Genomic DNA, 20,607 nt, shown 5'->3' on the forward strand with positions numbered 1-20,607 from the left:
TTCCAGAAAGAAAGGAGAATTTCAGCGCCGACTCTTTTCTGAGGAGGCGGCGCTGGGACAGAGCTTAAACTTCCAGCCAGTTCATAATACCGTCTGCCGCCTTACGACCTTCGGCAATAGCGGTTACCACCAGATCGGAACCACGGACGATATCGCCGCCAGCAAAGATTTTCGGGTTGCTGGTCTGGAAGGCGTTGTCGCTGCCTTCCGGGGCGATGATGCGGCCTTGTGAATCCAGCTCGACGCTGTGTTTTGCCAGCCATTCCATGTTGTGTGGACGGAAACCAAACGCCATGATCACTGCATCTGCCGGAACGATATGTTCGGAACCTGCAACGATCTCCGCGCGGCGACGGCCTTTGGCATCCGGTTCGCCCATTTCGGTACGTACCATTTTTACGCCGCTGACTTTGCCGTTACCGTTCACTTCAATCCCCAGTGGCTGGACGTTGAATTTGAACTCTACGCCTTCTTCCCGCGCGTTTTTTCACTTCGCGGCGGGAACCCGGCATGTTCTCTTCATCACGACGATAGGCACAGGTAACGTGCTTCGCTCCCTGGCGCACGGACGTACGCACGCAGTCCATCGCAGTGTCGCCACCGCCAAGGACCACCACGCGTTTGCCTTCCATGCTGACGAACGGTTCGTCGCGGGTTTCACCAAAGCCCATTAACTGTTTGGTGTTGGCGATAAGGAACGGCAGCGCTGCGTACACGCCATCGGCGTCTTCGTTTTCCAGCCCGCCGCGCATTGACTGATAAGTCCCGACGCCAAGGAAGACGGCATCGTAATCACTCAGCAGATCGTCCAGCTGCACGTCGCGGCCCACTTCGGTATTGAGTTTGAATTCAATACCCATGCCGGTGAAGATTTCACGGCGACGCGTCATTACCTCTTTTTCCAGCTTGAAGGCCGGAATACCGAAGGTCAGCAGCCCGCCAATTTCTGGATGACGGTCGAAGACAACGGCTTTTACGCCGTTACGCGTCAGGACATCCGCACACGCCAGACCTGCCGGGCCTGCGCCGATAATCGCCACTTTTTTACCGGTTTGCTTCACGCCGGACATATCCGGACGCCAGCCCATTTCGAACGCTTTATCATTGATATAACGCTCAATGTTGCCGATGGTCACCGCGCCAAACTCATCGTTCAGAGTGCAGGAACCTTCGCACAGACGGTCTTGCGGGCAGACTCGTCCGCAAACTTCCGGCAGGGTGTTGGTCTGGTGCGACAGTTCCGCCGCTTCAAAAATACGCCCCTCGTTGGCGAGCTTCAGCCAGTTCGGGATGTAGTTGTGTACCGGACATTTCCACTCGCAGTATGGGTTGCCGCACGACAGGCAGCGGTCAGCCTGCGCTTTGGCCTGGCCTTCGGAAAACGGCTCGTAAATTTCAACAAACTCAATTTTGCGGATCTTCAGCGGTTTCTTTGGCGGATCAACGCGCTGCAGGTCGATAAATTGATAAACATTCTGACTCATTGTTGCTACCCCTTACTGCGCCTGCACGCGCAACTCTGCTGCGCTACGACTACGATGACCCAGCAGTGCTTTTACATCACTGGACTTCGGTTTAACCAGCGCAAATTTAGTGGCGAAGGTTGACCAGTTCGCCAGAATCTCTTCACCGCGCTGAGAGCCAGTATGCTGAACATGCTCGGTGATAAGACCGCGCAGATGCTCTTCATGGATCGCCAGATCGTCAACGCTTAAGACCTCGACCAGTTCCGGGTTAACGCGTTTGCGGAAATCACCGCTTTCATCGAGAACGTAAGCGAAGCCGCCGGTCATGCCCGCACCGAAGTTAACGCCGGTTTTACCCAGAATACAGACAATACCGCCCGTCATATATTCACAGCCGTTGTCGCCAATGCCTTCTACCACGGTGATAGCACCGGAGTTCCGCACGCCGAAACGTTCACCCGCGCGGCCTGCGGCATACAGACGACCACCGGTCGCGCCATACAGGCAGGTGTTGCCGATAATACTTGCTTCATGGCTGCGGAAGGCGGAACCAACCGGAGGACGAATGGCGATTAAGCCGCCCGCCATGCCTTTACCGACATAGTCGTTGGCATCCCCGGTCAGGTACAGTTCCACGCCGCCCGCGTTCCATACACCGAAACTCTGGCCTGCGGTGCCGTTGAAGTACGCTTTGATAGGATCGGCTGCCAGCCCCTGATCGCCGTGCGTCTGGGCGATATAGCCTGAAAGCGACGCGCCCACGGAGCGATCGGTATTGCGGATATCGAACCAGAAGGTTTTGCTCTGGCGTTCATCGACAAACGGTTTCGCCTGTTGCAGCAACTGCGCGTTCAGCAGGCCGTTATCAAACGGCGGGTTGTTTTCGGTGCAGTAGAGTGCCTTACCTGGATGCGGTTCGGCGGTCTCCAGCAGCTTCGACAGCGCCAGTTTCTGCTGTTTGGCGGTGAAACCGTCCAGCTCTTTCAGCAGGTCGGTGCGACCAATCAGATCCACCAGCCGCGTTACCCCCAGCTGTGCCATCAGCTCGCGGGTTTCACGGGCGATAAACTCAAAGTAATTCGTCACCTTGAACGGCAGGCCGTGATAGTGATTCTTACGCAGTTTGTCATCCTGAGTTGCCACACCCGTTGCGCAGTTGTTCAGGTGGCAAATACGCAGATATTTACAGCCGAGCGCGACCATTGGGCCAGTGCCGAAGCCGAAGCTTTCTGCGCCGAGAATCGCCGCTTTGATGATATCAACACCGGTTTTCAGGCCGCCATCGACCTGCAAACGGATCTTATGACGCAGACCATTGGCAACCAGCGCCTGCTGGGTTTCAACAAGCCCCAGCTCCCACGGGCAACCTGCGTATTTCACTGACGACAGCGGGCTTGCGCCGGTGCCACCGTCATAGCCTGCGATGGTGATTAAATCGGCATAAGCTTTTGCCACGCCAGTCGCGATGGTGCCTACGCCCGGTTCGGAAACCAGCTTCACGGAGATCATCGCTTTCGGGTTAACCTGCTTGAGGTCGAAAATGAGCTGCGCTAAGTCCTCGATAGAGTAGATATCGTGGTGCGGCGGCGGGGAGATCAGCGTCACTCCGGGCACCGAATAGCGCAGTTTGGCGATGTAAGGAGTGACTTTATCACCCGGCAACTGACCGCCTTCGCCCGGCTTCGCGCCCTGGGCGACTTTAATCTGAATGACGTCGGCATTGACCAGATACGCCGGAGTAACCCCAAAGCGACCGGAAGCCACCTGCTTGATGCGCGACACTTTGTTGGTGCCGTAGCGCGCCGGATCTTCACCGCCTTCACCGGAGTTTGAGTTACCGCCGATGCTGTTCATCGCTTCCGCCAGCGCCTCGTGGGCTTCCGGGCTTAACGCGCCGATAGACATCGCAGCGGTATCGAAGCGTTTAAACAGTTCGCTTGCCGGTTCAACATCAGCAATGTTGACCGCGTTTTCACCCGGCGTAATTGCCAGCAGATCGCGCAGCGTGGTTGCCGGACGCTCATTAACCAGCTTCGCGTATTCCTGATAGTCGCTGTACTCGCCGCTTTGTACCGCTTGTTGCAGCGTGCGCACCACGTCCGGGTTGTAGGCGTGGTATTCGCCGCCGTGGACGTATTTCAGCAGGCCGCCCTGGCTGATGGGCTTACGCGCCAGCCAGGCACGTTTCGACAGATTCAGCAGATCCTGCTGGAAGTCTTCAAAGCTTGCCCCACCAATGCGGCTGACCGCCCCCTGGAAGCACAGGCCCACTACATCATCGTGTAGACCGACCGCTTCAAACAGTTTCGAGCAGCGGTAAGAGGCGATGGTGGAGATGCCCATTTTGGACATGATTTTGTACAAGCCTTTGTTGATGCCGTTACGGTAGTTGAGCATCACGGTACGATAATCTTTGGCAATCGCATGGGTGTCTACCAGGCGGCCCAGCGTTTCATAGGCAAGGTATGGATAAATAGCCGTCGCGCCGAAGCCCAGCAACACGGCGAAGTGGTGCGGATCGCGGGCGCTGGCGGTTTCGACGATGATGTTGGCATCGCAACGCAGGCTTTGATCGACCAGACGGGTCTGGATCGCGCCAACCGCCATCGGGGCTGGAACCGGCAGGCGATCTTTAGCGATATTCCGGTCGGAGAGCACCAGCAGCACGGTGCCGCTACGTACCATTTTTTCGGCTTTGTCGCACAGCTCTTTGACTGTCGCTTCGAGCGTGGTTTTAGTGACGTCAAAGGTGATATCCAGCGTATCTGCGCGGTAGTGCTCCTCTTTCATCGTCGTGAGCTGTTTGAAATCGGAGTAGAGCAGAATCGGCGATTTAAAGCTTAAACGGTGCGCCTGGCCCTCTGCTTCGCAAAAGACGTTCATTTCACGACCGATACTGGTGGCGAGCGACATAACATGCGCTTCACGCAGCGGGTCGATTGGCGGGTTAGTCACCTGGGCAAACTGCTGGCGGAAGTAGTCGTAAATAATGCGCGGCTGACTGGAGAGCACGGCGAATGGGGTATCATCGCCCATCGAACCGACCGCTTCCTGACCGTTTTCGCCCAGTACGCGAATTACGGAGTCCAGCTCTTCCGCGCTGTAGTTAAACTGTTTCTGGTAGCTGGCAAGCGTGTCGTCGTCCAGTTCGCGGCTACCCACTTCTTCATCGGGCAGATCTTCAAACGGTACCAGTCGGCGGACGTTTTTCTCCATCCACTCTTTATATGGATGGCGGCTTTTCAGATCGTCATCGGTTTCTGCCGAGTGCAGAATATGCCCACTGCGGGTGTCGATAACCATCAGTTCGCCTGGCCCGACGCGGCCTTTTTCGACCACTTCGTCAGGCTGGTAATCCCAGATACCGACTTCAGAGGCGCAGGTGATGAGCTTATCTTTGGTGATGACGTAGCGCGCCGGACGCAGACCGTTACGGTCGAGGTTACAGGCGGCAAAACGACCGTCGGACATCACGATGCCCGCCGGGCCATCCCACGGCTCCATATGCATGGAGTTAAAGTCAAAGAAGGCACGCAGTTCCGGGTCCATATCCGGGTTGTTCTGCCAGGCGGGTGGCACTAACAGACGCATGGCGCGGATGATATCCATCCCGCCTGCCAGCAGGAGTTCCAGCATGTTATCCATCGAACTGGAGTCAGAGCCGGTTTCGTTGACGAACGGTGCGGCGTCGTGCAGATCAGGGATAAGCGGCGTCTGGAATTTATAGGTACGCGCACGCGCCCATTGGCGGTTACCAGTGATGGTGTTGATTTCACCGTTATGCGCCAGATAGCGGAACGGTTGCGCCAGCGGCCAGCGCGGTACGGTGTTAGTGGAGAAGCGCTGGTGGAACAGGCAAATGGCCGATTCCAGACGCAGGTCCGCAAGATCCAGATAAAAGCGCGGCAGATCCGCCGGCATACACAGACCTTTATAGATGTTCACCAGATTCGATAGGCTACAGACGTAGAAGTCTTTGTCGGCTTCGAGACGCTTTTCAATGCGGCGGCGGGCGATAAACAGACGGCGCTCCATATCGCGCGGACGCCAGCCTGCCGGGGCGTTCACAAAAATTTGCTCAATGCGGGGCAGAGAGGAGAGGGCGATTTCACCCAGTACGCCTTCGTTAGTGGGGACATCACGCCAGCCCACAATCGACAAGGTTTCGCGTTGCAGTTCTTCTTCAACGATGCGGCGTGCGGCAGCGGCGAGTTCAGGATCTTTATTCAGGAATAGCATCCCGACGGCGTAGTTTTTCGCTAAACGCCAGCCGCGCTCCTGCGCAACGATGCGAAAAAAGCGATCCGGTTTTTGTAACAGCAAGCCGCAACCGTCACCGGTTTTACCATCGGCGAGAATCGCGCCACGGTGCTGCATGCGGGCCAGTGCGTGTATTGCAGTACGCACTACCTTGTGGCTAGGTTCGCCTTCTATGTGGGCGATCAGGCCGAAACCACAGTTATCCCTCTCAAGGGATTTATCGTACAACATATCGTGAACCTCCCCCAGGCTCTGCGGGAACCCCACTACCGAACCGCTGCGCACGGGTACAGAAAGAGCGTGGCGACGGGGGTTGCGTGTCATACGCGCGCCTCGCATTCGCCCCCTTGTTGTCCTTTTCGCATCGGTTAATACGGTGAAGAGGGGATCTCAATTACTGCATAAATATGATGAGCAGGCTGCTCATCCAGAAAGCTTCCAGCGGATTTCCAACTTATCGGGAAAGCTGATACAGGTCAAATGGCAAGCTTATTGGTACAGAAATGTGCTTTAGCGCAAAATTCTTTATTAAATGGCTGAAATTAAAATAGATTTTATCTTTAAGGCTAAAAGGGAAGTCGTTAGAGAAACAGTCAATTCCTGACTGTCATAAAGGCGTGTTAACCCTTATCCTGCCTTGAATTGACGAGAAAACCAGCATTTTATACTGCATTAATTGGTAATGACGTTTCATGCTACTGTTTTTGCCTAAAATCCATAAGGAGATAAAAAAATCTGACACAAGATAAGCAAAAGTGATTTATGTGATTATGCATGAAATTTCGGTAATTTTGATTGATTATGCAGTTGATAAAAGCGGGCCGGGACGATTGATCCAGGTCATCGCCGAATTGAGCTAAAAATGGCAGGCTTTGGCCTCTTTTCAAGGCGCGGTCTATCAGATTATGCAGTTACAGAAATTAGTCAATATGTTTGGTGGTGATCTCACCCGTCGTTATGGGCAAAAGGTGCATAAGCTGACGCTGCACGGCGGTTTCAGTTGCCCGAATCGCGACGGCACCATCGGGCGCGGCGGCTGCACCTTCTGTAATGTTGCCTCGTTTGCCGACGAAGCGCAGCAGCATCGTTCCATTGCCGAACAGCTGGCGCATCAGGCGAATTTAATTAATCGCGCGAAACGTTACCTCGCCTATTTCCAGGCGTATACCAGCACCTTTGCCGAAGTTCAGGTGCTGCGTTCGATGTATCAACAGGCGGTGAGCCAGGCCAATATTGTCGGTTTGTGTGTCGGCACGCGCCCGGACTGCGTGCCGGATGCGGTGCTGGATCTGCTTTGCGAATATAAAGACCAGGGCTACGAAGTGTGGCTGGAGCTGGGGCTGCAAACCGTGCACGACAAAACGCTACATCGCATTAATCGCGGTCATGATTTCGCCTGTTATCAGCGCACGACGCAGCTGGCACGCCAGCGCGGGCTGAAGGTGTGCTCGCATTTAATTGTCGGTCTGCCAGGCGAAGGGCTGGCTGAATGTCTGCAAACGCTGGAGCGGGTAGTGGAAACCGGTGTTGACGGTATAAAGCTACATCCGTTGCATATTGTGAAAGGCAGCATTATGGCGAAAGCCTGGGAAGCGGGGCGTTTGAACGGTATTGAACTGGAGGATTACACGCTCACTGCCGGAGAAATGATTCGCCATACGCCACCGGAAGTGATCTACCACCGCATTTCCGCCAGCGCCCGTCGCCCGACGCTGCTTGCTCCTCTGTGGTGCGAAAATCGATGGACGGGAATGGTCGAGCTGGATCGCTATCTGAATGAACATGGCGTACAGGGATCGGCGCTGGGACGTCCGTGGCTACCTCCAACGGAGTAGGTCGTTGAGGGGAATTCCGCATTTCTCACACAATTTATAACGTAACTGTCAGAATTGGGTATTATTGGGGCAGGTTGTCGTGAAGGAATTCCCTAATGAAGCAAATTCGTCTGCTGGCGCAGTATTATGTTGACCTGATGATGAAGTTAGGTCTGGTGCGCTTCTCAATGTTGCTGGCGCTGGCCCTCGTCGTTCTTGCCATTGTGGTACAAATGGCGGTAACCATGGTGCTGCATGGTCAGGTCGAAAGCATTGATGTTATTCGTTCTATCTTCTTTGGTTTGTTGATTACGCCGTGGGCGGTCTACTTTCTATCGGTGGTCGTCGAGCAACTGGAGGAGTCACGACAACGTCTGTCACGGCTGGTGCAAAAACTGGAGGAGATGCGCGAGCGCGATTTGAGCCTCAACGTTCAGTTAAAAGATAATATTGCCCAGCTAAATCAGGAAATCGCCGTTCGTGAAAAAGCGGAAGCAGAACTGCAGGAAACCTTCGGCCAACTGAAAATTGAAATCAAAGAGCGCGAAGAGACACAAATTCAGCTCGAGCAGCAATCCTCATTCTTACGTTCCTTCCTTGATGCTTCACCCGACCTGGTTTTTTATCGTAACGAAGATAAAGAGTTTTCCGGCTGTAACCGCGCGATGGAGCTGCTGACCGGAAAAAGCGAAAAACAACTGGTTCACCTGAAACCTGCTGATGTTTACTCACCGGAAGCCGCCGCAAAAGTCATTGAAACCGATGAAAAAGTGTTCCGTCATAATGTGTCACTGACCTATGAACAGTGGCTGGATTACCCGGACGGGCGCAAAGCCTGCTTTGAAATCCGTAAAGTGCCGTACTACGACCGCGTGGGTAAACGTCACGGTTTGATGGGCTTTGGTCGAGACATTACCGAGCGTAAGCGGTATCAGGATGCGCTTGAACGGGCCAGCCGCGACAAAACGACGTTTATCTCCACCATCAGTCACGAATTGCGTACACCGCTGAACGGTATCGTCGGTCTGAGCCGCATTCTGCTGGATACCGAACTCACCGCCGAGCAGGAAAAATATCTCAAGACCATCCATGTTTCGGCCGTCACGCTGGGGAATATCTTTAACGATATTATCGACATGGATAAGATGGAACGGCGCAAGGTCCAGCTTGATAATCAACCGGTTGATTTCACCAGCTTCCTTGCCGATCTGGAAAATCTCTCCGCATTGCAGGCGCAACAAAAAGGATTGCGCTTTAACCTGGAGCCGACGCTGCCATTACCGCATCAGGTCATTACCGACGGGACGCGTTTACGGCAGATCCTGTGGAACCTCATCAGTAACGCCGTCAAATTCACCCAGCAAGGCCAGGTTACCGTGCGCGTGCGCTACGATGAAGGCGATATGCTGCATTTTGAAGTGGAAGACTCTGGTATCGGCATTCCGCAGGATGAGCTGGATAAAATTTTCGCCATGTATTACCAGGTGAAAGACAGTCATGGCGGTAAACCTGCCACCGGCACCGGTATTGGTCTGGCCGTTTCTCGTCGTCTGGCGAAAAATATGGGCGGCGATATTACGGTTACCAGCGAACAGGGCAAAGGTTCAACCTTTACGTTGACGATCCACGCACCGTCGGTAGCAGAAGAGGTCGATGATGCGTTTGATGAAGACGATATGCCTTTACCGGCGCTGAATGTGCTGCTGGTGGAAGACATTGAACTGAACGTGATTGTTGCGCGTTCTGTGCTGGAAAAATTAGGTAACAGCGTTGATGTCGCCATGACCGGCAAGGCGGCGCTAGAGATGTTTAAACCGGGCGAATACGACCTGGTGTTACTGGATATTCAGTTGCCAGATATGACCGGGCTGGATATCTCTCGTGAACTGACGAAGCGTTATCCGCGAGAGGATTTACCGCCGCTGGTGGCCTTAACCGCTAACGTGCTGAAAGACAAACAAGAGTACCTCAATGCTGGAATGGATGATGTGCTGAGTAAGCCGCTTTCTGTTCCGGCGCTAACCGCGATGATCAAGAAATTCTGGGATACCCAGGATGATGAGGAGAGTACGGTGACGACAGAAGAGAACAGTAAATCAGAAGCATTGCTCGATATTCCCATGCTGGAACAGTATCTCGAACTTGTAGGACCGAAGCTGATCACCGACGGGTTAGCGGTGTTTGAGAAGATGATGCCGGGCTATGTCAGCGTGCTGGAGTCGAATCTGACGGCGCAGGATAAAAAAGGCATTGTTGAGGAAGGACATAAAATTAAAGGTGCGGCGGGGTCAGTGGGGTTACGCCATCTGCAACAGCTGGGTCAGCAAATTCAGTCTCCTGACCTTCCTGCCTGGGAAGATAACGTCGGTGAATGGATTGAAGAGATGAAAGAAGAGTGGCGTCACGACGTAGAAGTGCTGAAAGCGTGGGTGGCAAAAGCCACTAAAAAATGACCCCGGCTAGACCGGGGTGCGCGAATACTGCGCCAACACCAGGGAAATCTTGGCTGCGCCGTAAATTATTATGATGAGTTACAAGGGCACAGCACTGTTTTTCAGGCCGCACGCAGTTAAGATAGCAAAACTTAAATGATTTGTTACATGAATCAGTTAAATGTGTGATGCGTACCATTTTTATTAAAAAAATTAATGTGTTTCAGTCAATTGCGAAAGGATGATCACAATGAAGAAAATTGGCGTAATTCTGAGCGGATGCGGCGTCTATGACGGTTCTGAAATTCATGAAGCGGTGTTGACGTTGTTAGCTATTTCACGCAGCGGTGCGCAGGCGGTCTGCTTTGCACCGGATAAGCAGCAGGTTGATGTTATCAACCATTTAACTGGCGAAGCGATGACGGAAACGCGCAACGTGCTGATTGAAGCGGCACGAATAACGCGCGGTGAAATCCGTCCTCTGGCCCAGGCCGATGCCGCTGAACTGGATGCGTTGATTGTGCCGGGGGGGTTTGGCGCGGCGAAGAATTTAAGCAATTTTGCCACTCTTGGTAGCGAATGCACCGTTGACCGTGAATTAAAGGCGCTGGCACAAGCGATGCATCAGGCCGGAAAACCGCTTGGTTTTATGTGTATTGCCCCGGCGATGCTGCCGAAAATTTTCGATTTCCCGCTGCGTTTGACCATCGGTACTGATATCGATACCGCAGAAGTGCTGGAAGAGATGGGCGCGGAGCATGTGCCCTGTCCTGTCGATGATATCGTGGTTGATGAAGACAATAAGATTGTCACCACCCCAGCATATATGCTGGCGCAGAACATTGCAGAAGCGGCGAGCGGCATTGATAAGCTGGTTTCCCGCGTGCTGGTTCTGGCTGAATGAGTAAAAGCCGCTTAACGGTGTTTAGTTTCGTTCGCCGTTTTCTTTTGCTGTTAATGGTTGTCCTCGCCGTTTTCTGGGGCGGGGGCATCGCGTTGTTTAGTGTTGCGCCTGTTCCCTTCTCAGCGGTAATGGTCGAGCGACAGGTCAGCGCCTGGCTGCATGGCAATTTTCGTTACGTGGCACATTCTGACTGGGTCAGTATGGATCAAATCTCGCCGTGGATGGGACTGGCGGTGATTGCCGCAGAAGATCAGAAATTTCCTGAGCACTGGGGCTTTGATGTCGCTTCCATTGAGAAAGCCCTGGCGCACAACGAGCGCAATGAAAACCGTATTCGCGGTGCTTCAACGATTTCTCAGCAGACGGCCAAAAATCTCTTTTTATGGGATGGGCGTAGCTGGGTACGAAAAGGGCTGGAAGCTGGATTAACGCTGGGGATAGAAACAGTCTGGAGCAAAAAGCGTATCCTGACGGTTTACCTGAATATCGCCGAATTTGGCGACGGTGTGTTTGGCGTCGAAGCTGCGGCACAACGTTATTTCCACAAACCCGCGAGCAAACTTACCCGGTCGGAAGCTGCATTACTGGCAGCTGTATTACCTAATCCACTTCGTTTCAAAGTCTCCTCGCCATCGGGCTACGTGCGTAGCCGTCAGGCGTGGATTTTACGGCAGATGTATCAGTTAGGCGGTGAGCCGTTTATGCAACAACACCAGCTGGATTAAGCTTCGCGCGAAGTGAGGGCCAGCGTTTTGCTCTCACGAGGTTGCAGATCTTTCTGCAGGGCAATAGCCAGCGCCGGTTGGGCGATAAATCGTTTCCATAACCGCTCTTGCTTACGCAGACAACACCACTTCGACCAGGTCGCCAGTGGAATCAATGTGCTTTCACCAATGTTGTCGCAGACGACCGGGATAACCTCTGACTCACTGATGCGGTGACAGAGGATATTCTGCGGCTTCAGCGACATCGTCACGATACGGTTATCCTGCAAATAACGCTTCAGCTGTTTCAGTAGCTGGCGCAGTTGTGCAATGTCTTCTTCGTAACGGCATTGTTCAGCAAATTCGGTCAGCGTAATGGAGAGTTTGCCGTCAAAATCTGCAATCACATCGTAGACATAACCGGTTCCGCAATCCGTCTCAACGGTACCGTGATAGCGCGGTATTCCACTCCAGTCTTTTAACCGGCGACCAAGATGCGCGTAGTACTTTAACTCACGGCGGATCTCTTTATCGCCACCATCGCCACGATGGTAGACAATCTTGATACAGCGTTGGGCATCTTCCGGATGCGCATAACATTTCCGATGTCTTCCGGTGCCCAGGGGACTTTGTTCAGATAAGCGAATCATGCCATCTCCTGGAAATATTTTCTGACGATCTCCAGTATGGTCGATTAACTTAAACAAAACCTAAACAATGCCTCTTAAGGTTTTCTTAAGGTTCTTCTGAAAGTGAAAAGCGCACAAAATGTACAAATGACGTTGATTGAGAACGATTTCAGTACGTGATTTTCTTATTGTCGGGGGGAGTTTGAAGGGAGTTGTATGTCAAAGTGATGAAGATTAATCTTCATCAAAACCAGAGTTAAAGAGGGCGATAACGGCGGCCAGTGCTTCCTCTTCCTGTGGGCCGGTCGCTTCAACTTCAATCTGCCGTCCTTTGGCAGAATCCAACATCAGCAGCGCAATAACGCTGTTGGCTTCGGCCTCGGTGCCTTCGTCATTACGTAACAGCACTTCAGCGTCAAAACCCTGCATTAATTCAAACAGCTTCATTGCAGGCCGGGCATGCATGCCCAGCTTGTTTGTGATTTCAACAGTTTGCTTGACGGTCATGGTTTACGTTTTTCCAGCGTACGATGGCGTGACTGGACGTTTTTACCGCGCGAGCGGAAGTAGTCTGCCAGTTGCTCTGCAATATACACCGAACGGTGCTTCCCGCCGGTACAACCAATGGCGACCGTCAAGTAGCTACGGTTGTTGGTTTCCAGCATAGGTAACCATAGCTCAAGATAGCTTCGCGTCTGGTAGATAAAATTGTGTACTTCTGTGTGGCGGTCGAGGAACGCGGCGACAGGTTTATCAAGACCTGTCATTGGACGCAGTTTCGGATCCCAGTGCGGGTTCGGCAAGAAGCGCACGTCAAAGACGTAATCTGCATCGATAGGGATACCGTGTTTGAAGCCGAAAGACTCAAAGACCATGGTCAGTTCGCGTTCACGTTTACCCAGCAGACGGGTACGCAGCATTTCAGCCAGCTCGTGAACGGACATTTCTGAGGTATCGACAATCAGATCCGCTCGCGAACGCAGAGGCTCCAGCAAATCGCTTTCTTTGTCGATAGCACTTTCCAGCGACAGGTTTTTGCTGGAAAGCGGATGCAGTCGGCGCGTGTCACTGTAACGACGAATTAAGGTATTACGGTCGGCATCCAGGAACAGGAGTTGCGGTGAGAAAGCGTCAGGCAGGTTACTCATCGCCTGTTCGAATATTTCTGGTGACTCCGGCATATTACGAACATCAATGCTGACGGCGGCAGAAATCTCGCGATCGGCCAGGGTTCGAGCCAGATCGGGTAACAACACTACGGGAAGGTTATCCACGCAGTAAAAACCCATATCTTCCAGCGCACGCAGGGCGACAGATTTACCTGAACCTGAACGTCCGCTGACGATCATCAGTACCATGTACTGTTTCTCCTCACAACGTCTAAAAGAGACATTACCGAATAACTACGCTTCATCCGGAGTACCTTCGGTATCCGTAATGATTTGATACAGCTCTTCATCGCTCTGGGCTGCGCGTAAACGGCGGCAGATGGTTTTGTCCGCCAGACGTTTCGCCACCAGCGACAGAGTATGCAGGTGCGTTTTAGTTTGGTCTGCCGACACCAGCAGGGCAAAAAGTAAGTCCACCGGTTGGTTGTCGATGGCATCGAAAGCTATAGGCGTTTCGAGCTGAACGAAAACGCCAACGGCGCGCAGAGTATCTTCTTCCAGTTTGCCATGCGGAATGGCAATACCATTGCCGATACCGGTACTGCCCATTTTTTCCCGCGTCAGGATAGCTTCAAAAACCACCTGAGGCGGCAGGCTAAGTTGTTTCGCCGCCAGCTCGCTGATGATTTCCAGGGCGCGTTTTTTGCTCTGACAGTGGACGCGGCTTCGCGTACATTCCCTGTTAAGAACACTGCTAAGCTGTAGAGTTGTATCATTATTTGTCATAATTTCACCTAAGAACCTGCCCACTCAAACAGTGGAACAGGCTCGGAGCATTAACCGTACAAATGGCCCGTTGTGCCGCACAACAGGCCGCCATGCACATGCTAATTGCCCGGACAATTAGTGTTGTTTCAGTTTATCTTTATGTTTGGTCAACTGGCGTGCCAGCTTATCAATTAAGCCATCAATGGCAGCGTACATGTCCTGACCTTCCGCGCTGGCATGAATTTCACCACCGTTTACATGCAGTGTTGCATCTGAGGTGTGGGTGACTTTCTCCACTTTCAGAACAACATAGACCTGGTTGATTCGGTCAAAATATTGCTCAAGTTTGGCAAATTTGGCTGTAACAAATTCGCGCAGTGCCTCGGTGATCTCGACGTTATTTCCGGTAATGTTGAGCTGCATAGTGTCTTCCTTATCGGTTGGGTCAAACGAGCTGTTTACGCTGGTTTGACGGCGGAATGGATAAAGACTCTCGGTACTTCGCAACAGTGCGGCGTGCCACCATGATACCTTGTTCCGACAGCAAAGAGGTTAACTTGCTGTCGCTCAACGGTTTCGCTGGGTTTTCCGCCGCGATTAATTTCTTCACCAGCGCACGAATCGCCGTGGAGGAAGCTTCGCCGCCGCCCTCGGTATTGATGTGACTGGAAAAGAAATACTTCAGTTCAAAAATGCCTCGTGGACTATGCAGGTATTTTTGCGTGGTCACGCGAGATATCGTCGATTCATGCATTTCGACAGCCTGGGCGATATCGGCCAGTACCATCGGTTTCATATATTCTTCACCTTGCTCAAAGAAGGCTTGCTGCTGTTCAACGATACAGCGACTCACGCGCAGTAGCGTATCGTTACGGCTTTCCAGACTCTTGATCAACCATTTGGCATCCTGCAGATTGCTGCGGATAAACTGGCTGTCACCATCGTTGCGCGCGTTATTGCACATCGAGGCGTAGTGCTGGTTGATTTGCAGACGCGGAATGCTGTCACTGTTGAGTTCTACCGTCCAGTGACCGTTATGCTTACGCACCAGCACATCTGGAATGACATACTCAGGTTCGCCAGTCTGGATCGACTGCCCGGGGCGCGGATCGAGCGACTGGATCAGATTGACGGCTTCTTTCAGCACATCTTCTTTCAGACGCGTGACGCGCATTAAAGTGCGGAAGTCGTGATTGGCTAACAGATCGAGATGATCGCTAATGATCAGTCTGGCCTCTTCCAGCCACGGCGTGGTTTTATCGAATTGGGAGAGTTGGATTAGCAGGCAGTCACGCAGATCTTTTGCCGCTACACCGACCGGATCAAACCGTTGGATCCGCTTAAGGACGGCTTCAACCTCGTCGATGTCGATCTCTTCATCGCCCATACTTTCGAGAATATCTTCCAGCGGGACAGTCAGATAACCGATGTCATCAACGGCATCGACGATAGAGGTAGCAATAGCGCGGTCAGTGTCGGAAAACGGTGTCAGCTCGACCTGCCACATCAGGTAATCCTGCAAGGTCTGCGTCGTTTCGCCCTGATAGACCGGCAGCTCATCGTCAATGTAGTCACCGCTGGTGCCGGATGGTGTACCAGCGGTGTAAATGGTGTCCCAACTGGCATCGAGCGGCAGCTCTTCCGGCATCTCTTTTTGTTCGAGCGCGTCGGCGGTGTCCAGCGTTTCACTGTCTTGCGTTTCGCGGGTGTCGATTTCTTCATGAGTGTCGATTTGCTCAAGCAGCGGATTACTCTCCAGCGCCTGCTGTAGCTCCTGCTGAAGTTCCAGCGTCGACAACTGCAACAGACGAATTGCCTGTTGGAGCTGTGGCGTCATCGCCAGTTGTTGGCTAAGCCTGAGTTGCAAACCTTGCTTCATGTTCAGAATCGTACTCTCCTGCTAAAACGTCGCAAACTTCTACCCTATCAGAGTCTGAAGTCTTCCCCAAGGTATACACGCTTAACGTGTTCGTCTTGTAAGATTTCTGTAGGCGTGCCGTGGGCGATCAAATGCCCCTGACTGACGATATAAGCGCGTTCACAAACCGCCAGTGTTTCACGCACGTTGTGGTCAGTGATCAGCACGCCCAGGCCGCTGTCGCGCAGGTGCTCAATGATGCGTTTAATGTCGATAACCGAGATCGGGTCAACCCCGGCAAACGGTTCGTCGAGCAGAATAAATTTCGGATTCGCAGCCAGTGCGCGGGCAATTTCTACACGGCGACGTTCACCCCCGGAGAGTGACTGCCCCATGCTGTCACGCAGGTGCTCAATGTGAAACTCTTCCATCAGCTCGTTCGCGCGGTCTTCACGTTGTTCAGCAGACAAGTCGTCACGAATTTGCAGTACCGCCATCAGGTTATCGTAAACGCTGAGGCGACGGAAAATGGAGGCTTCCTGTGGCAGATAGCCGATACCGCGGCGCGCGCGTGCATGCAGAGGCAGCAGACTGATATCGTCATCATCAATAATGATGTTGCCCGCATCGCGCGGCACAATGCCTACAACCATGTAGAAAGTGGTGGTCTTACCGGCACCGTTTGGCCCCAGCAGACCGACAATTTCCCCGGAGTTGACGGTCAGGCTGACGTCTTCTACCACGCGACGGCCTTTATAGGCTTTTGCAAGGTTCTTTGCAGTTAATGTTGCCATAACGAATTAATTACCCTTCTTCTGTGCCGGGGTCTGGCCTTTGTTGTTTTTGTCCTGCAGCTGCGACGGCACCAGAACGGTGGTTACGCGCTTGCCTTTGTCGCTGAAAGCCTGCATTTTCTGCTCTTTTACCAGGTAAGTGATCTTATCGCCCTTAATGTTGCTATCGACCTGCTGCAGATAAGCATTACCCGTCAGAACGACAAAATCTTTTGCCAGTTCGTAGTGCATCTGGGAAGCGTGACCTTCAACGGGTTTACCGTTGTCCTGCATCTGGTAGAACGTTGCCGGTTTACCGTAGCCGTCAATCACTTCTTTACCTTGTTCGCCGCCCGGACGGGTAACGACCACTTTGTCGGCATTAATTTTGATGGTGCCCTGGGTGACGATGACATTACCGGTAAAGGTAACCACGTTGCCTTGCATATCAAGAGATTGCTGGTCCGATTCAATGTGGATCGGCTGATCAGTGTCTCCGGTTACGGCAAATGCCGGAATGCTGGCGGCCAGAAGTGAGCTGGCAAGCACAAGATTAAGGCTGAGTTTGTTTGTTTTGAATTTCATAGGATGTTCTAACCTTTTCAATCAGCTCGGCGTTCTTGCTGCGTAAGTTGCCGCGCATTTTCAGACCGCTGGAGTTAAATGTTGTTCCGTATAACGTGACGAGGTCTTCAGAGGTAACATCCTGCGTCACCAGATTGATCTGCGCGTTATCCGTCGTGATTCTGCGAAGTTGAGAGTCTGGCACAAGTGCGTTGACTTCAACGTGTCCATATAAATAGAGCATCCGGTCATTGGTCAGCTTGGCTTTATCTGCTTTTACGGACCATGTCGGGATTTTATCCTTATCAAACGTGGTAAGTACCGGCTGCGTAAACCACGAAACGGCCTGATCGGAATAATATTCAACGTGTTGAGCAATCAATCGATAGCTTAGTGCCCCTTCTGGGTTATAGACGAGCGTGTCCGTATGCTCGCTTTTATAGGTGGGATCATTGTTGTTGACGACCACCTGGGCGGTATCGTCTTTTTCGGCCATATCAATGCCGATCATCACCAGAACCGCCAGTGATAGCACAATGATAACCCAACGTCTGGCTTTACTCATATCGATTGCCCTTTGGCTTCATCCAGTTTGCCCTGCGCCAGGAGTAATAAGTCGCAAACTTCGCGCACTGCGCCACGACCGCCAGCAATGCGCGTCACGTAATCGGCGCGCGGGATCAACAGTGGATGCGCATCGGCCACGGCGACGCTTAAACCCACTTTTTCCATTACCGGCCAGTCGATGAGATCATCGCCGACATAAGCCACATTTTCCGGGGCAATCGCCAGTTTTTCCAGCAGATCGCTAAAGGCGATCAGTTTGTTTGACTGCCCCTGATACAAGTGAGTGATCCCCAATGTGGCACAACGATCTTCTACCAGTTTAGCCTTTCGCCCGGTAATGATAGCGACTTCAATATCAGAGGTGAGCGCACAACGAATGCCATAACCGTCACGAACATTGAACGCTTTCAGCTCTTCGCCATTATTGCCCATATAAATCAGGCCATCTGACAGTACGCCATCGACATCGAGGATCAGCAGACGAATGTTCTCTGCTTTTGCTATAACGTCGGCGCTGACAGGGCCGTAACAGGTCGCAAGCGACGCACCTGCTTTGCTCATTGTTGTTTATCCTTGAATCTTTACACTACGCCTGCACGCAGTAAATCATGCATATGTAACACTCCGAGTAAATGGTCGCCATCGGCAACCATCACGGAGGTGATATGGCGGGACTGCATTAAGTTCAGTGCCTCAACGGCCAGAATGCCAGGGCGCACACGTATTCCCCCCGGCGTCATCACATCGGCAATACTTAACTGACGAACATCCACGCCCATATCGAAGACACGGCGTAAATCACCGTCGGTAAAGATGCCTTCAATCATCATATTGTCATCGCAAATGACAGTCATACCAAGATTTTTGCGGGTAACTTCCAGCAACGCGTCACGCAGACTGGCCGTTTTCTTAACATGCGGGATCTCATCGCCCGTATGCATAATATCGTTTACGCGCAGCAGAAGTTTACGACCCAGTGCGCCGCCTGGGTGTGAGAGCGCAAAATCTTCAGCAGTAAAGCCGCGTGCTTTTAACAGCGCGACAGCGAGGGCATCGCCCATAACCAGCGTGGCGGTGGTGCTGCTGGTCGGTGCCAGCCCTAACGGACAGGCTTCTTTCGCTACTTTAACACACAGATGCACATCTGCGGCGCGCGCCATGCTGCTCTCCGGGCGACCGGTGATGCAGATTAACGGTACGTGAAGACGCTTAAGCACTGGAATTAAGGCCGTGATTTCGCTGGATTCACCTGAGTTAGAGATAGCAATCACCACATCCTGTGGGGTGACCATGCCTAAATCACCATGCGCGGCTTCACCAGGATGGACGAAAAATGAAGGTGTACCGGTGCTGGCAAACGTTGCGGCCATTTTGCGCCCGATGTGCCCCGATTTCCCCATCCCCATGACGACAACTTTCCCTTTACACCAGAACATCTTTTCACAGGCAAGCGTGAAATTCTGATTGATGTATTGATCAAGCTCCGCCAGGCATTCACGTTCAATCGCCAGGACTTCTTTACCTGCTTGCTGAAAGTCAAAACCCGGTTGTAACTCTACGTGCGACATAATGCGTTTCCAGTTATTCAACGAGTATTGGCGATAACCAGTACAACATCGCCAGCCATACGATAAATCCGCCAGTTAATAATACCCCTACACCACGGCCCGGTTGCGGGGAGCGCCGCCAGCACAGCAACGCAAAAATAATGCTCACCAGCAACATCACGCTGTAGTCACGACTGTACGCCAATGGCTCAATCTCTCCTGGCGTTATCAGCGCGGGTAAACCCAACACGATGACAATATTAAAAATGTTTGCGCCAATGATATTTCCGACAGCAATGTCGTTTTCACCTTTGCGAACCCCCGCTATTGCGGTTGCCAGTTCCGGCAGGCTGGTTCCGATAGCAATTGCCGTCAGACCCATCGTCAACTCGCTGATGGCAAAGTAATTCGCCAGCACCGTGGCGTTATCAACCACCATCCGCGTGGCCACTGGCATGATGATAAGCGCAATGCCGAGCCATAAAAACGCGACGGGCAATCCGCCGTCACGCGGCAGCTCTGCAAGCTGCTCTCTGGTCAGGCTGTCAGTCCCCTGACGTTCAGCCTGACGTGCAAGTTTAACAATGAACAGCAGCCATAGCACAGCCAGAAAGAGGAGAAAGATACCATCGCTGCGACTAAGTTGTCCGTCATAGAGTACGGAACCGGCCACTACGCTGACCAACAACATTAAGGGTAATTCACGACGCAGAACATCGGAATGGACGGTAAAAGGACGAACCAGCGCAGCCAGACCGAGGATCAGCAAAATATTGATAATGTTTGAGCCGAGGGCTGTACCAACGGCTAAATCGCGTTGTTCGTGCAGAGACGCGGCAAGCGAGACGATGATTTCTGGTAACGATGTACCAATACTGACCACCGTCATGCCGATGATCAGCGGCGGGATGCCAAAGGTTCGGCAAAGAATAGACGCGGCAAAAACCAGGCGGTCGGCACTGTAAACGACCAAAAGTAAACCAACAATTAACAGTGCCGTAGCTAAAAGCATCTAACGTCCTTTCTTCAGGTATACTCGTCGGTCCGCTGAAGATTTTCAGAAAGCCGTAACGGATTCTTAATTTTGACTTTATGCGGCTAAAAAGTAAAACAAATGCCAGCTTTCGCTAACCACGGCGGGTAATATTCTGTAAATATGTTGGGTTCAAGGTTAAATTGAGCGCCATGCTTAGAAAATCAACGCAAGACGAA

Annotated in this window: 17 protein-coding genes and 1 pseudogene; 4 read left to right on the plus strand and 14 right to left on the minus strand. The window is 52.5% G+C overall.

What is annotated here, in order from left to right:
* Nucleotides 1–64: 64 nt before the first annotated feature.
* A pseudogene (gene gltD / locus C1P89_RS22510) lies at nt 65–1,484 on the minus strand (glutamate synthase subunit GltD).
* A gap of 12 nt (nt 1,485–1,496) precedes the next feature.
* A complete protein-coding gene (gene gltB / locus C1P89_RS22515; RefSeq protein ID WP_005148018.1) occupies nt 1,497–5,957 on the minus strand; it encodes a glutamate synthase large subunit in 4,461 nt (1,486 codons plus the stop codon).
* 674 nt (nt 5,958–6,631) lie between these two features.
* Here gltB and mnmL point away from each other — a divergent pair.
* From mnmL to mtgA, 4 genes are all read left to right on the plus strand, one after another.
* A complete protein-coding gene (gene mnmL, locus C1P89_RS22520; RefSeq protein WP_005140269.1) occupies nt 6,632–7,561 on the plus strand; it encodes a tRNA modification radical SAM protein MnmL/YtqA in 930 nt (309 codons plus the stop codon).
* Nucleotides 7,562–7,656: 95 nt separating this feature from the next.
* The gene (gene arcB / locus C1P89_RS22525; RefSeq protein WP_000809774.1) at nt 7,657–9,993 is read left to right on the plus strand and encodes an aerobic respiration two-component sensor histidine kinase ArcB; all 2,337 of its coding nucleotides are present in this window, start codon (nt 7,657–7,659) and stop codon (nt 9,991–9,993) included.
* A 229-nt stretch (nt 9,994–10,222) separates the two neighbouring features.
* A complete protein-coding gene (gene elbB / locus C1P89_RS22530; protein ID WP_001299134.1) occupies nt 10,223–10,876 on the plus strand; it encodes an isoprenoid biosynthesis glyoxalase ElbB in 654 nt (217 codons plus the stop codon).
* A complete protein-coding gene (gene mtgA, locus C1P89_RS22535) occupies nt 10,873–11,601 on the plus strand; it encodes a monofunctional biosynthetic peptidoglycan transglycosylase (protein WP_000047066.1) in 729 nt (242 codons plus the stop codon). Before elbB ends, mtgA begins: the two co-directional genes overlap by 4 nt.
* Here mtgA and yrbL read toward each other — a convergent pair.
* From yrbL to C1P89_RS22595, 12 genes are all read right to left on the minus strand, one after another.
* On the minus strand, nt 11,598–12,230 hold the full coding sequence (gene yrbL / locus C1P89_RS22540; RefSeq protein WP_000620394.1) for a PhoP regulatory network protein YrbL: 633 nt from the start codon (nt 12,228–12,230) through the stop codon (nt 11,598–11,600). The genes mtgA and yrbL overlap by 4 nt on opposite strands.
* Before the next feature lie 213 nt (nt 12,231–12,443).
* The gene (npr, locus tag C1P89_RS22545; protein WP_000216791.1) at nt 12,444–12,716 is read right to left on the minus strand and encodes a PTS phosphocarrier protein NPr; all 273 of its coding nucleotides are present in this window, start codon (nt 12,714–12,716) and stop codon (nt 12,444–12,446) included.
* Nucleotides 12,713–13,567 carry an RNase adapter RapZ gene (rapZ, locus tag C1P89_RS22550; RefSeq protein ID WP_000243741.1) on the minus strand — a complete coding sequence of 285 codons (855 nt, stop codon included), beginning with the start codon at nt 13,565–13,567 and terminating at the stop codon, nt 12,713–12,715. Before rapZ ends, npr begins: the two co-directional genes overlap by 4 nt.
* A 45-nt stretch (nt 13,568–13,612) precedes the next feature.
* A complete protein-coding gene (gene ptsN / locus C1P89_RS22555; protein ID WP_005140261.1) occupies nt 13,613–14,104 on the minus strand; it encodes a PTS IIA-like nitrogen regulatory protein PtsN in 492 nt (163 codons plus the stop codon).
* 117 nt (nt 14,105–14,221) lie between these two features.
* Nucleotides 14,222–14,509, minus strand: a complete 288-nt coding sequence (gene hpf, locus C1P89_RS22560; RefSeq protein ID WP_001176599.1) for a ribosome hibernation promoting factor — start codon at nt 14,507–14,509, stop codon at nt 14,222–14,224.
* Nucleotides 14,510–14,531: 22 nt separating this feature from the next.
* Nucleotides 14,532–15,965: an RNA polymerase factor sigma-54 gene (rpoN, locus tag C1P89_RS22565; RefSeq protein ID WP_000809039.1), complete on the minus strand. Its 1,434-nt coding sequence runs from the start codon at nt 15,963–15,965 to the stop codon at nt 14,532–14,534.
* Between the two features lie 47 nt (nt 15,966–16,012).
* Nucleotides 16,013–16,738, minus strand: a complete 726-nt coding sequence (gene lptB, locus C1P89_RS22570) for an LPS export ABC transporter ATP-binding protein (RefSeq protein WP_000224099.1) — start codon at nt 16,736–16,738, stop codon at nt 16,013–16,015.
* Between the two features lie 6 nt (nt 16,739–16,744).
* Nucleotides 16,745–17,302: a lipopolysaccharide ABC transporter substrate-binding protein LptA gene (gene lptA, locus C1P89_RS22575; protein ID WP_000669785.1), complete on the minus strand. Its 558-nt coding sequence runs from the start codon at nt 17,300–17,302 to the stop codon at nt 16,745–16,747.
* On the minus strand, nt 17,271–17,846 hold the full coding sequence (gene lptC, locus C1P89_RS22580; RefSeq protein ID WP_000030528.1) for an LPS export ABC transporter periplasmic protein LptC: 576 nt from the start codon (nt 17,844–17,846) through the stop codon (nt 17,271–17,273). Before lptC ends, lptA begins: the two co-directional genes overlap by 32 nt.
* Complete coding sequence (kdsC, locus tag C1P89_RS22585; RefSeq protein WP_000030005.1) at nt 17,843–18,409, minus strand: 3-deoxy-manno-octulosonate-8-phosphatase KdsC; 567 nt, start codon at nt 18,407–18,409, stop codon at nt 17,843–17,845. The genes lptC and kdsC overlap by 4 nt, the downstream gene beginning before the upstream one ends.
* Before the next feature lie 20 nt (nt 18,410–18,429).
* A complete protein-coding gene (kdsD, locus tag C1P89_RS22590) occupies nt 18,430–19,416 on the minus strand; it encodes an arabinose-5-phosphate isomerase KdsD (protein ID WP_001295557.1) in 987 nt (328 codons plus the stop codon).
* 13 nt (nt 19,417–19,429) lie between these two features.
* Nucleotides 19,430–20,407 carry a calcium/sodium antiporter gene (locus tag C1P89_RS22595; protein WP_000922874.1) on the minus strand — a complete coding sequence of 326 codons (978 nt, stop codon included), beginning with the start codon at nt 20,405–20,407 and terminating at the stop codon, nt 19,430–19,432.
* Between the last annotated feature and the right edge of the window lie 200 nt (nt 20,408–20,607).

Origin of the sequence: Shigella sonnei (assembly GCF_002950395.1) — a bacterium.
Lineage (GTDB): Bacteria > Pseudomonadota > Gammaproteobacteria > Enterobacterales > Enterobacteriaceae > ECMA0423.